Origin of the sequence: Pseudomonas sp. NPDC077186 (genome assembly GCF_044543505.1) — a bacterium.
Taxonomy (GTDB): domain Bacteria; phylum Pseudomonadota; class Gammaproteobacteria; order Pseudomonadales; family Pseudomonadaceae; genus Aquipseudomonas.
The window spans coordinates 322,500-335,647 of record NZ_JBITWE010000002.1 but is presented as its reverse complement, the minus strand read 5'-3'; the positions used below and the strand labels follow the sequence as shown (position 1 = coordinate 335,647).

Genomic DNA, 13,148 nt, shown 5'->3' with positions numbered 1-13,148 from the left:
CGGTGGCGCTGTCCCGACGATGAGGCAGAGCATGCAGGAGCAAAGGCGGGGTAGTTTTTACGAGAGAATCAATATTAAAGATTCTTTCTCTAATAATGAGAAATTCTTCAGCCGAGACTGGAAGTGATGGAGTTGTCGATGCGTGAGATCAAGCACTTTATCAATGGCGAATACGTGGCCTCGCGAAGCGGTCGCACCTTCGACGACATCAATCCTGCCAACGGTGCAGTGATTGCCAAGGTGCACGAAGGCGGCCAAGACGAGATCGAGGCCGCGGTGAGCGCTGCCCGTGCCGCCCTGGAGGGGGAGTGGGGGAGCATGCCGGTGGCCGAGCGCATGGCCCTGCTGCACAAGGTGGCCGACGGCATCAATGCCCGCTTCGACGAGTTCCTCGAGGCCGAGTGCCTGGACACCGGCAAGCCGAAATCGCTGGCCTCGCACATCGATATCCCGCGTGGCGCGGCCAACTTCAAAGTCTTCGCCGACCTGGTGAAGAACGTATCCACCGAAAGCTTCCAGATGGATACCCCGGACGGTACTGGCGCACTCAACTACGCACTGCGCCGGCCGCGCGGGGTGATCGCGGTCATCGCTCCGTGGAACCTGCCGCTGCTGCTGATGACCTGGAAGGTCGGTCCGGCCCTGGCCTGCGGCAACACCGTAGTGGTCAAGCCTTCCGAGGAAACGCCGCACACCGCCGCGCTGCTCGGCGAGGTGATGAACGCCGCCGGGATTCCCAAGGGTGTCTACAACGTGGTGCACGGCTTCGGCCCGGCTTCGGCCGGCGAGTACCTGACCCGTCATCCCGGTATCAACGGCATCACCTTTACCGGCGAGACGCGTACCGGCACGGCGATCATGAAGGTTGCCGCCGACGCCATGCTGCCGGTGTCCCTGGAGTTGGGCGGCAAGAATGCCGCGGTGGTATTCGCCGACGCCGACCTGGACAAGGCGATCGAAGGCACCCTGCGCTCGGCCTTCGCCAACTGCGGTCAGGTCTGCCTGGGCACCGAGCGGGTCTACGTCGAACGGCCGATTTTCGAGACCTTCGTCCAGCGCCTGAAGGAAGGCGCCGAACAACTGCGCATGGGCTGGTGGGAAGAGCCGGGGGTGAGCTTCGGTCCGCTGATCAGCCACGAGCACCGCGACAAGGTGCTCTCTTATTACGACAAGGCGCGCGCCGCTGGCGCCACCGTGGTCACCGGCGGCGGTGTGCCGCAAATGCCGGCCGCCCTGGCCGAGGGCGCCTGGGTGCAGCCGACCATCTGGACCGGTCTGGCGGAAGACTGCGCTGTAGTTCGCGAAGAGATCTTCGGCCCTTGCTGTCACATCCGCCCGTTCGACAGCGAAGAAGAAGTGATCGGCCTGGTCAACGACACGCCCTACGGCCTGGCCGCGGCGTTGTGGACCGAAAACCTGTCGCGCGCGCACCGCCTCGCGCCGCGAATCGAGGTCGGTCTGTGCTGGATCAACAGTTGGTTCCTGCGCGACCTGCGCACGCCGTTCGGCGGCAGCAAGCAATCGGGCATCGGCCGCGAAGGCGGTGTACACGGGCTCGAGTTCTACAGCGAGCTTTCCAATATCTGCATCAAGTTGTAGCCGGCGCCGTTGCGCGGGCATAGGGGAGCTGGGATGGAAAAAAATAAGATTGACCAGTACGGCGACGAACTCTTCACGGCGATGCTCGACCGCAGCGCGGTGGCGCCGCTGACCGAGCGGGAGCCGGGCATCACGCTCGACGATGCCTACCACATCTCGCTGCGCCTGCTCGAACGACGCCTGGCGGCCGGCGAGCAGATCATCGGCAAGAAGATCGGCGTGACCAGCAAGGCGGTGCAAAACATGCTGGGCGTGCACCAGCCGGACTTCGGTTACCTGACCGACGCCATGGTGTTCAACAGCGGCGAAGCGGTGCCGATCAGCCAGCGACTGATGCAGCCCAAGGCCGAGGGCGAGATCGCCTTCATCCTCAAGAAGGACCTGATCGGCCCCGGCGTGACCAACGCCGACGTACTGGCCGCCACCGAGTGCGTGATGCCGTGTTTCGAGATCGTCGATTCGCGCATCCGCGACTGGAAAATCAAGATCCAGGACACCGTGGCGGACAACGCCTCCTGCGGCCTGTTCGTGCTCGGCGACCAGGCGGTATCGCCGCGCCAGGTCGACCTGGTCACCTGCGGCATGGTGGTGGAAAAGAACGGCCACATCATCAGCACCGGGGCCGGCGCTGCGGCGCTCGGTTCGCCAGTTAACTGCGTGGCCTGGCTGGCCAACACCCTGGGCCGTTTCGGCATCGCGCTGAAAGCCGGTGAGGTGATCCTGTCCGGCTCGCTGGTGCCGTTGGAGCCGGTCAAGGCCGGCGACGTGATGCGCGTCGACATCGGCGGTATCGGCAGCGCCTCCGTGCGCTTCACCTAAATTGGAGGCTTGCAGATGAACCAGAAACTCAAAGTCGCGATCATCGGTCCGGGCAATATCGGCACCGACCTGATGATCAAGGTGCTGCGCAACGCCAAGTACCTGGAAATGGGCGCCATGGTCGGCATCGACGCCGCCTCCGACGGTCTGGCCCGCGCCCAGCGCATGGGCGTGGCGACCACCCATGCCGGCGTCGAAGGGCTGATCAACCTGCCCGAATTCGCCGACATCGATTTCGTCTTCGATGCTACCTCGGCCAGTGCCCACGTGCAGAACGAGGCGCTGCTGCGCCAGGCCAAACCGGGCATCCGCCTGATCGACCTGACCCCGGCGGCCATCGGCCCGTACTGCGTGCCGGTGGTCAATCTGGAAGAGCACCTTGGCAAGCTCAACGTCAACATGGTCACCTGCGGCGGCCAGGCGACCATCCCGATGGTCGCCGCAGTCTCCCGCGTGGCCAAGGTCCATTACGCCGAGATCGTCGCCTCGATCAGCAGCAAGTCGGCCGGTCCCGGCACCCGCGCCAACATCGACGAGTTTACCGAGACCACCAGCAAAGCCATCGAAGTGATCGGCGGTGCGGCCAAGGGCAAGGCGATCATCATCATGAACCCGGCCGAGCCGCCGCTGATCATGCGCGACACAGTGTATGTGCTGTCCGCCGCCGCCGATCAGGCCGCCGTCGCGGCCTCGGTGGAGGAAATGGTTCAGGCGGTGCAGGCCTACGTGCCCGGCTATCGCCTGAAGCAGCAGGTGCAGTTCGACGTGATCCCCGAGTCCGCGCCGCTGAACATCCCCGGCCTCGGCCGGTTCAGCGGGTTGAAGACCTCGGTGTTCCTCGAAGTCGAAGGTGCCGCCCATTACCTGCCGGCCTACGCTGGCAACCTCGACATCATGACCTCCGCCGCGCTGGCCACTGCCGAGCGCATGGCCCAGTCGATGCTCAAGGCCTGAGGAGAATCGCCATGACCTTCAACCCCGGCAAGAAACTCTATATCTCCGACGTCACCCTGCGCGACGGCAGCCACGCGATCCGCCACCAGTACTCGCTGCAGAACGTGCAGGACATCGCCCGCGCGCTGGACCAGGCCAAGGTCGACTCCATCGAGGTGGCCCACGGCGACGGCCTGCAAGGCTCCAGCTTCAACTACGGCTTCGGCGCGCACACCGACCTGGAGTGGATCGAGGCGGTCAACGACGTGATCAGCCACGCCAAAATCGCCACCCTGCTGCTGCCCGGTATCGGCACGGTGCACGACCTCAAGGCGGCCTACACCGCCGGCGCGCGGGTGGTCCGCGTGGCCACCCACTGCACCGAGGCGGACGTCTCCAAGCAACACATCGAATACGCCCGCGAGCTGGGCATGGACACCGTCGGCTTTTTGATGATGAGCCATATGATCGCCCCCGAGCATCTGGCCAAGCAGGCCAAGCTGATGGAGAACTACGGCGCGACCTGCATCTACGTGGTCGACTCCGGCGGTGCGCTGAGCATGCAGGACGTGCGCGAGCGCTTCCGCGCGGTCAAGGCCGTGCTCAGGCCGGAAACCCAGACCGGCATGCACGCCCACCACAACCTGTCGCTTGGCGTGGCCAACTCCATCGTCGCGGTGGAGGAGGGCTGCGACCGCATCGACGCCAGTCTCGCCGGCATGGGCGCCGGTGCCGGTAACGCGCCGCTGGAGGTGTTCATCGCCGCCGCCGAACGCCTGGGCTGGGAGCACGGCACCGACCTCTACACCCTGATGGACGCCGCCGACGACATCGTCCGGCCGTTGCAGGATCGCCCGGTGCGGGTCGACCGCGAAACCCTGGCCCTCGGCTATGCCGGGGTCTACTCCAGCTTCCTCCGTCATTCCGAAGTGGCCGCGCAGAAATACGGCCTCAAGGCCGTGGACATCCTCGTCGAACTGGGCAAACGGCGCATGGTCGGTGGCCAGGAAGACATGATCGTCGACGTCGCCCTCGACCTATTGGCCGCCCGTAAGGAGCGCAACTGATGAACCGTACCCTGACCCGCGAACAGGTGCTGGCCCTGGCCGAGCACATCGAAAACGCCGAGCTGCATGCGCATGACATCAGCAAGGTGACCAACGATTACCCGGACATGACCTTCGCCGATGCCTACGACGTGCAGTGGGAAATCCGCCGGCGCAAGGAGGCCCGCGGCAACAAGATCGTCGGCTTGAAGATGGGCCTGACCTCTTGGGCGAAGATGGCGCAGATGGGCGTGGAAACGCCGATCTACGGCTTCCTCGCCGACTACTTCAGCGTCGCCGACGGCGGCGTGGTGGATTGCGCCAAACTGATCCACCCGAAGATCGAGGCGGAGATCAGCTTCGTCACCAAGGCCCCGCTGCACGGCCCGGGCTGCCATATCGGCCAGGTGCTGGCGGCCACCGACTTCGTCGTGCCGACGGTGGAAGTGATCGACTCGCGCTACGAGAACTTCAAGTTTGACCTGATCAGCGTGGTCGCCGACAACGCCTCCTCGACCCGTTTCATTACCGGCGGGCAGATGGCCGATGTGGCCGACGTGGACCTGCGCACCCTCGGCGTGGTGATGGAGAAGAACGGCGAAGTGGTGGAGCTCGGTGCCGGTGCCGCAGTGCTTGGCCATCCTGCTTCCAGCGTGGCGATGCTGGCCAACCTGCTGGCCGAACGCGGCGAGCATATCCCGGCGGGCAGTTTCATCATGACCGGCGGCATCACCGCGGCGGTACCGGTGGCGCCGGGCGACAACATCACCGTGCGTTACCAGGGCCTTGGCTCGGTCAGCGCGCGTTTCATCTGATTCGAAGAGAGGGCCGACCATGCCGCTGTTGCAGGTAACGATTGTCGAAGGCCGCTCGGCCGAACTGAAAGAACGCCTGATCCACGATCTCACGGCGACTGTCGTCGAGACGTTGGTGGTGAAGCCCGAAGCGGTTCGGGTGCTGCTCCAGGAACTGCCCAAGACCCATTGGGGCACGGCAGGGCAATCAATGGCACAACGCGATAAGGATAAGAAATGAGCGTGGAGAATCCGGAAATCGGCCTGCGTATCGACGCGGGCGGCATCGACACCAACTACCACGATGCCGGCCAGGGCAGCGCTACGCCGTTGCTGCTGCTGCACGGCTCCGGCCCCGGCGTTACCGCCTGGGCCAACTGGCGGCTGAATATCCCGCTGCTGGCCGAGGGCCGCCGCGTGGTCGCGCCGGACATGGTCGGCTTCGGCTACACCGAGCGCCCCGAGGGCATCCGCTACAACCTGGACACCTGGGTCAAGCACGCCATCGACTTCCTCGACGCCCTCGGCATCGAGCAGGCCGATGTGGTCGGCAATTCCTACGGCGGAGCCCTGGCGCTGGCCATGGCGATTCGTCATCCGCAGCGCGTGCGGCGCCTGGTGCTGATGGGCGCCGCCGGTGTCGACTTCGAGCTGACCCAGGGCCTGGACGATGTCTGGGGCTACGCGCCGTCGGTCGAAGGCATGCGCCACCTGATGGACAGCTTCGCCTACAACAAGGCGCTGATCAGCGACGAACTGGCTGAGCTGCGTTATCGCGCCAGCATCCGCCCTGGCTACCAGGAGGCGTTCGCGCAGATGTTCCCGGCCCCGCGCCAGCGCTGGGTCGATGCCCTGGCGAGCGCGGAGGCCGACATCCGCGCGCTGGACAAGGAGACCCTGATCATCCATGGCCGCGAAGACCGCATCGTGCCGCCGGTGACCTCGAAGACGCTGTTCGAGCTGATTGAGCATGCGCAATTGCACATGTTCGGCCGCTGCGGGCACTGGACGCAGATCGAGCACGCTGCGCGCTTCAACAAGCTGGTGACGGATTTCCTCAACGAATAGCGCCACGCGGCACCGCCGCTGGAAACCCACGCCGCAGCGACGGCGGCTAAGACCTGTAGTGATGAGGCCATAACAATGACAACGTTGATTGCATCCAGTCGTGACTATGGCGCGTTGGTCAAAGAAGACCGCGTGCATAGCTCCATCTTTACCGATGAGCAGATTTTCCAGGACGAGATGGAACGTATCTTCCATCGCACCTGGCTGTTCGCCCTGCATGAGAGCGAGATTCCCAAATTCGGCGATTTCAAGCGCATCCAGTTGGGCCGTTTTCCGGTCATCGCCACGCGTGACGAAAACGGCGAGGTGCAACTGCTGATCAACCGCTGCCGCCACCGTGGCGCCCAGGTCTGCGAAGCACCACGCGGCAACGCCAAACGCTTCCAATGCTGGTACCACGGCTGGACCTACGACACCAAGGGCAACCTGGTCGGGGTCACCGGGCCAGAAGCCTACGACAAGAATTTCTCCAGCGAACAGCATGCCTTGCCCAAGGTGCCGCGTGTCGGCAGCTACCGCGGCTTCGTCTTCGCCAGCCTGGCCGAGGAAGGCATGAGCTTCGACGACTACCTGGGCTCGACCAAGCAGTTCTTCGACATCATGATCGACTCTTCGCCGGTCGGCGAAATCGAGATAAAGCCGGGTGTGGTCAACAAGACCATGTACCGCGGCAACTGGAAACAGATCGGCATGGACGGCTACCACCCGCACTACGTGCACATGTCGGTGTTCAAGATCTTCAGCAAGCGCGAAAGCACCATCGGCTCCGCCGTGGGCGCGTTGCACCTGGAAGACCCCTTTGCCGACGTCTCGCAGAGCCGTACCCGCGGCTTCGCCAATGGCCACGCCTGCCTGGATTTTCGCGAGCAGCGCCGTTCCCATGCGGCGATGGCGATCGACGATCTGCAGCGCAGCGAAGATGGCCGTCAGTACGTGGCGGACATGGTGGCCAATTACGGCCAGGAGCACGCCGAGGAATTGCTGGCCTGGCACGGCGACCCGCATCTGGGGTTGTTCCCCAACCTGCAACTGATTCATGACCATGTGCGCGTTGTGATTCCGATCAGCCCGGGCGAAACCGAAGTGTTGATGTATCCGGTGTTTCTCAAGGGCGTGGGGCCGAGCATCAACGAGAAGCGCCTGCGCGCCCACGAGGCCTTCTATGGCCCAGCCGCCGCCGGTTCGCCGGACGATGCCGAGATTTTCGAACGTACCCAGCGCGGCTTGCTGGCCGATTCCGAGCCCTGGGTGCTGCTGGCCCGCGGCCTGAACCGCGAGCAAGTCGACGAGGACGGCAGCATAACGGCCTGTATCAGCGACGAGACCACCCAACGGGCGCAAATGCAGGAATGGAAGCGCCTGATGACCGCTCGCTGAGGCGGCCGGTTACATCCGAAGCGGAGAGAAATCGATGGCGAAGCAAATTGTAAACGCGGCCCCGGCGGCCTTGGTCGGCGGCATCCTGGACATCGAGACGCAACTGCGCCTCGAACGCTTTCTGGCCTATGAAGCAGCCTTGATGGACGAACACGAGTACGACCGCTGGATGGCCCTGTGGTCCGGTGACGACATCCTCTATTGGGTGCCGTGCAACGACGACGATCAGGACCCGAGCACCGGCATCGCGATCATCTACGACAATCGCGCGAACTTGAGCGAACGCATGATGCGCTTGAAGGACAAGACCGCCCACGCCTATCGGCCGCAGGCCAAGCTGGTCCGCACCATCTCCGGCGTGGTGCCGCTCAGGAGCGAGGGCGACGAGTTGGAGGTCGCCTCCAGTTTCGTGCTCGGCGAGATTCGCGTCGGCGTGCAGAACATCTGGTTCGGCAAGTGTGTGTATCGGCTGCAGAGCACCCCCGAGGGGTTCCGCATCCGCAGCAAGAAAGTGATGTTGCTGAACAACGACGAGGCAATGCCGAACCTGACCTTCCTGGTCTGATCGGCGGTTGGGCAGCGCCGGCATCGACGTGTCGGCGAGCTTTTCAGCGGCCTCTGAGGAGGCAGAGTGCAAGCAGCATGGAAGTTCTGGAGCACTCAAAGCTCCGCGGCAGATGGAGTTGCTGGCGCTGAGTTCGGGATCACCGGACTCGGCACTACTGAATAAGGCAGGACACCTTATCCAGGGTTTTAGCTGCAAGAAACACGACGATTTTTAACCATAAGTACAAGAACAATTGGAGATTTAGTCATGTTGAATGCCTTGGTGCGGCTCGGCTGCACATTCAATCGCAGAATACTGGGAACGGCGCTGCTGGCAATTGCGGCCAACGCCACCATGGCCGTCGCGGCCACGCCCCAGGTCAAGGAAGGGCCGGTCAACGTCACCATCGCAGGTTATTCCTCGGGTGGTCAGGTGTCGGTCTTTGGCGAAGGGGTAATCGACGCGGTACGTCGCAACTACCCCAACTCCAGCATCATCTATGAGCCGGGCAATCCGGCCGGTGGCCTCGAATACCTGCGTACCGGGCGTCGCCCGTTCGCCCTCGAGAGCATCGTCGAACCGCGCATGGCCTATGAAGGCCGCGCGCCGTTCCGCGAGGCTTATCCCGAGGGCAGCATCACCGGTGTGCTGAATGGCGCGCCGGACGTGTTCGCGCTCAAGGTCTATGCACGCAAGCAGTTTCTCGATCAGCACGGCATCACCAGCTTCGATGACCTGATCAAGAAAGAAATCCCCATGCGCTTGTCGGTGAACCAGCCAGGCAACCTCTGGGCCCGCGAGCATGTCCGCGCGCTGCTGTCCTATTACGGCAAGACCATGAAGGACATCGAAAGCTGGGGCGGCACCCTGGTGCCGCAACCCACCGGCGCGTCCAACGACCTGATGCGCGACAGCCGCCTGGACGTGATCATCACCGGCGGCGCCACGCCGGCGGGGGCCATCGTCGAACTGGGCAGCGTGCAGGACATCGCCTTCATTCCACTTTCCAAGGAACTCGCCGAGTACGTGGCCAAGGAGCTGGGTGTGAAGGTCGGCGTCATTCCCGGCGGTGCCTACACCTTCCAGAAGGAAGACCTGTACGTGCCCTTCACCAGCTTCATCATCGTCGCCGGTCCAGAGGCGACCTTCGACGACGCTTACAAGCTGACCAAGTCCATGTACGAACAAATGGAGCGCTACCGCTCCCTGCACCCGGCGCTGTCACTGGCCAGCCGCGAGCGTCTGCCAGATGTCGGCAGCCTGAAGCTGCATCCCGGCGCGGAGGCGTTCTACCGCGAAGTCGGTTTGATCGAGTAACCGCTGCACTGCGGAGCGTCCGTCACCGTCGCACGTTCCACGGTGTCCAGTAGATCCCGTACCGCCGCTAGCGCCACCCTGAAGCCGTGAAGTAACGACCCTGGGCGCTGGCGAACCACGGGACGGGCAGCGCATGCGCTTCATGTTAAGAAGCTTTCTTAATAATAAAGATAAAAAAGGTGAGTGATCATGAAAAACTATGAAATCAACAAATGCTCCGGCGTTGCCAAGCTGACGGCATTCGCCCTGGGTGGCCTGCTGCTGACCGCCAATATCCAGGCGGCACACGCGGCCGAAGAGGACCTGGCTGAACGCGTGCGGGCCCTAGAGGAAGCGCTGGCCGCCGTCAAAGCCGAGGCGCAAGCCGCTCAGGCCAGCAAGCGCGCCGGCAACATCGTCACGGTCCAGGAGCGCGGCGGCCGCATGCAACTCGCCACCGAGGATGGCAATTTCACCTTCCGTATCGGTGGCCGCCTGCTGATGGACACCTCCTGGTACGACACCGACCTGTCGCCAATGGGCAGCGGCACCAAGTTCCGCCAGGCCCGCCTGGAAGCCAGTGGGACCCTCTACAAGGACTGGTCGTATGTGTTCCAGTACGATTTCACCGGCAGCGGTGAGAGCGGCATCAAGGATGCCTATCTGGGCTACCACGGCTTCAAACCGGCCGATAACCAGCTCAGCCTGTACTTGGGCAACCAGTTCCAGCCGTTCGGTTTCCAGGGCCAGCAGAGCCCGAAATACACGATGTTCATGGAGCAGCCCACTTCCAGCCTGCTGCTCGGCGCGGGTGAGCGGCGTCTGGGCGGGCGCAGCGATCTGATCGGTTCGAACTGGCGCTGGAGCTTCGGCGCGGCCCAGGCGGTGTTGGGCGCCCGTGCCTCGGAAGCCAACCGCAACGACCCGGTCGATCTGGCCACCCAGTTCACCTTCAACCCGATTCAGGAAAGGGGGCACGTGCTGAACCTTGGCGCGTCGTTGCGCCACCAGTCCTCCAATGGTTCCGACGCCCACCGTCAGCGTACTCGTCCGCAAACCCACATCAGCTCGTTCCGTCCGGTGGACACCGGCAATTTCATCTCCGACGGCTTTATCGGTGCGGGTGTGCAGGCGATCTATCAACGCGGTCCGTTCGAGTTGGAATCCGAGTACTTCCAGCAGAAATACGATCAGGTCCAGGGCGGCCTCGCTGATGGCGAGAAGCCGGAGTTCACCGGTGGTTACGTGCAGGCCGGTTACTTCCTCACCGGCGAGTCGCGTGCCTACGATGCCGGCCGCGGGCTCTTCGCCGCGCCCACGCCGGTACGTAGCCTGAGCCAGGGCGGCATTGGTGCATGGCAACTGGCGGGCGGTTACAGCACCGTCGATCTCACCGACGGTAGCATCGATGGCGGCAAGATCGACATGCTGATGCTGGGCGTCAACTGGTATCCGGAGCAGCGGCTACGCCTCAGTCTGGAATACGGCAATGTACTTAAGGTCGATGGCGGACCGAACAATGGCGACGAACCCAGCTTTGTGCAGGCTCGCGCGCAGGTCGAGTGGTAATCGCTGGTTGCCGTTAACGCTGGGGTGGCCCGCCAATGGGTGGCCCACTCCGGGATATATTCCCGAGACCGCAATCAGCGACTACGTCAGTTGGTTGCACTGGCGCCAGTAAGTGGAGGTACCTCATGCACTACGTAAAAAGATCATTCTGGCTGCTGTTCCAGATGGGTAACAAGTTGCCCTTGGATCGTAATAAATATGCCTTTTTTGCCTTGTTGGCGGTGCCCCTGACAATTTTCGAGGTCTGGTATGCGCTTGCCGGCGAGTTCGGCCGGCTAGAGCTGGCTATTGTTTTCGTTGTGCCCATGTATGTGATCTCGTTTCTGGCGATCAGCTACGCGCCGGACGTTCATCGCAGCACCCTTGGCGATTACATCCTGTCCGGCTTGAGCCTGATCGGGGGGCTCTATCTGATTTCGCAGATGAGCCGTTATCACGACTGGATCAGCGGGCTGAGCGAGTTCCTGCCTCTTGATCTGGCCGTGGCGGGGCTGTACCTGTTCCTCACTCTGGAGTTGCTGCGCCGCTGTGTCGGTCCAGGCATTTCCGTGGTGGTTTGGCTGGTAATCTCCTACTGCCTGTTCGGCCATTACCTGCCGGGGTTCTTCGGCCATCGTGGTCTGGAGTGGGATTACCTGCTCGAGGGCCTGATGGTCTCGCCACAGGATGGTGGTCTGTTCTCGGCGCCGGTTCAGGTGGCGGCGGTCTATGCCTTCCTGTTCGTCACTTTCGGCAAGTTGCTCGAGAAGAGTGGCGGCGGCGAGTTCTTCTTCAATCTGGCCGCGTTGATCGCCGGGCGTTCTGCCGGTGGTTCGGCCAAGGTCGCGGTCACCTCCAGCGGTCTGTTCGGCATGATCTCCGGCAGCCCGGCCGCCGATGTGATGACCACCGGGCCGATCACCATCCCGATGATGAAACGCTCGGGCTTCACCGGGCGCTATGCCGCCGCGGTGGAGGCGGTCGCCGCGACCGGCGGTGCCCTGCTGCCGCCGGTGATGGGCGCGGTGGTGTTCCTCATGGTGGAGTTTACCGGAATCGCCTACGGCGAGATCTGTGCGGCCATCCTGGCCTCAGCGTTGCTCTACTACGCGGCCATCTACACCCAGGTGCATTGCTACTCGTGCCGCCGCGACGTTGGCAAGATCGACAGCAGCTTGGTGCCGACGCTGTGGACAGTGGTCCGTACCGGTTGGGTCTTCGTGGTGCCGATGAGCATCCTCGTCTACTACATGCTCGACGGGCATACCCCGGCGCTGGCGGCGACGGCGGGCCTGTTGGCGGTGATCGTGGCGAGTTGGACCACGGCCAAGACGCGCATCAATCCGCGCCGCTTCATCGAGGCCTGCATCGAGGTCTGCACCGCCCTGGCGCCGCTGATCGCTGCGGTGGCGGGTGCCGGTATCCTGCTGTTGGGCCTGAACATCACCGGCCTGGCGTCGAAACTGGCCGCGCTGATCTTCGGCATCGCCCAGATCAACCTGTTCATCGCCCTGTTGCTGGCGGCCGTGGTGACCATCGTTTGTGGGCTGGGCATGCCGGTCGTGGCGGTGTACTCGCTGGTGGCGGTGATGGTGGCGCCGGCGTTGGTCGAAGCGGGCCTGACCGTGATGCAGGCTCACCTGTTCCTGATCTTCTATGCGGTGGCCTCGTATATCACGCCCCCCGTCGCGGTGTCGGCGTATGTCGCTAGTACCATCGCCGACGAGCGCCCGATGGCGGTTTCCATGACCGCGGTGAAGGTCGGTGTGGTGGCTTTCCTGCTGCCCTTCGCCTTCGTCTACAACCCCGGTCTGCTGCTGATCGGCGGCTGGGAGACGGCGCTGTTCGACATTACCAAGGTGACCGTGGGCGTGCTGATTATCGCCTCCGCGGTCGAGGGCTGGTACCACGGCATGCTGAGTCGCTGGATCCGCGTCGCCATGATCGCGGCTGGGCTGCTGTCGATGTCGGCCTGGGACATGGTCGGTGTGACGGGGCTGCTTATCGCCGGCGGTTATCTGTTGTCCAGGCGTTTCTTTCCGCAGTTGCACCAACGCGTGAGTGCGACACATGGCGGGTTGGCCAAGACACCGATGAACACTACGAGTGGAGACTAAAGCC

At 63.4% G+C, this 13,148-nt stretch carries 12 protein-coding genes; all 12 read left to right on the top strand.

Annotation, left to right across the window (positions count from 1 at the left end; translation table 11 throughout):
• Positions 1-138 precede the first annotated feature (138 nt).
• The 12 genes from ACIGKL_RS10195 to ACIGKL_RS10140 all read left to right on the top strand — a co-directional run bounded on the left by ACIGKL_RS10195 (position 139) and on the right by ACIGKL_RS10140 (position 13,144).
• Positions 139-1,599, top strand: coding sequence for a 2-hydroxymuconic semialdehyde dehydrogenase (locus ACIGKL_RS10195; RefSeq protein ID WP_266207186.1), 1,461 nt, complete (start codon positions 139-141; stop codon positions 1,597-1,599).
• 33 nt (positions 1,600-1,632) lie between these two features.
• Positions 1,633-2,418 (top strand): 2-oxopent-4-enoate hydratase, encoded by a 786-nt coding sequence (gene dmpE, locus ACIGKL_RS10190; protein WP_397486529.1) that lies wholly within the window; start codon positions 1,633-1,635, stop codon positions 2,416-2,418.
• Between the two features lie 15 nt (positions 2,419-2,433).
• Positions 2,434-3,372, top strand: coding sequence for an acetaldehyde dehydrogenase (acetylating) (locus ACIGKL_RS10185; protein WP_045736214.1), 939 nt, complete (start codon positions 2,434-2,436; stop codon positions 3,370-3,372).
• Positions 3,373-3,383: 11 nt separating this feature from the next.
• Positions 3,384-4,418 (top strand): 4-hydroxy-2-oxovalerate aldolase, encoded by a 1,035-nt coding sequence (gene dmpG, locus ACIGKL_RS10180; protein WP_397486528.1) that lies wholly within the window; start codon positions 3,384-3,386, stop codon positions 4,416-4,418.
• Complete coding sequence (gene dmpH, locus ACIGKL_RS10175; protein ID WP_120248758.1) at positions 4,418-5,212, top strand: 2-oxo-3-hexenedioate decarboxylase; 795 nt, start codon at positions 4,418-4,420, stop codon at positions 5,210-5,212. Before dmpG ends, dmpH begins: the two co-directional genes overlap by 1 nt.
• Positions 5,184-5,432 (top strand): 2-hydroxymuconate tautomerase family protein, encoded by a 249-nt coding sequence (locus tag ACIGKL_RS10170; RefSeq protein WP_268939194.1) that lies wholly within the window; start codon positions 5,184-5,186, stop codon positions 5,430-5,432. Before dmpH ends, ACIGKL_RS10170 begins: the two co-directional genes overlap by 29 nt.
• Positions 5,429-6,259, top strand: a complete 831-nt coding sequence (locus tag ACIGKL_RS10165; RefSeq protein WP_296221433.1) for an alpha/beta fold hydrolase — start codon at positions 5,429-5,431, stop codon at positions 6,257-6,259. The genes ACIGKL_RS10170 and ACIGKL_RS10165 overlap by 4 nt, the downstream gene beginning before the upstream one ends.
• A 132-nt stretch (positions 6,260-6,391) precedes the next feature.
• On the top strand, positions 6,392-7,636 hold the full coding sequence (locus ACIGKL_RS10160; protein WP_397486527.1) for a Rieske 2Fe-2S domain-containing protein: 1,245 nt from the start codon (positions 6,392-6,394) through the stop codon (positions 7,634-7,636).
• 34 nt (positions 7,637-7,670) lie between these two features.
• Positions 7,671-8,201 carry an aromatic-ring-hydroxylating dioxygenase subunit beta gene (locus tag ACIGKL_RS10155; protein WP_003463149.1) on the top strand — a complete coding sequence of 177 codons (531 nt, stop codon included), beginning with the start codon at positions 7,671-7,673 and terminating at the stop codon, positions 8,199-8,201.
• Positions 8,202-8,450: 249 nt separating this feature from the next.
• Complete coding sequence (locus tag ACIGKL_RS10150) at positions 8,451-9,500, top strand: TAXI family TRAP transporter solute-binding subunit (RefSeq protein ID WP_397486526.1); 1,050 nt, start codon at positions 8,451-8,453, stop codon at positions 9,498-9,500.
• 189 nt (positions 9,501-9,689) lie between these two features.
• Positions 9,690-11,048 carry an OprO/OprP family phosphate-selective porin gene (locus ACIGKL_RS10145; RefSeq protein WP_397486525.1) on the top strand — a complete coding sequence of 453 codons (1,359 nt, stop codon included), beginning with the start codon at positions 9,690-9,692 and terminating at the stop codon, positions 11,046-11,048.
• A gap of 125 nt (positions 11,049-11,173) precedes the next feature.
• Positions 11,174-13,144: a TRAP transporter permease gene (locus tag ACIGKL_RS10140; RefSeq protein WP_397486524.1), complete on the top strand. Its 1,971-nt coding sequence runs from the start codon at positions 11,174-11,176 to the stop codon at positions 13,142-13,144.
• Positions 13,145-13,148 lie beyond the last annotated feature (4 nt).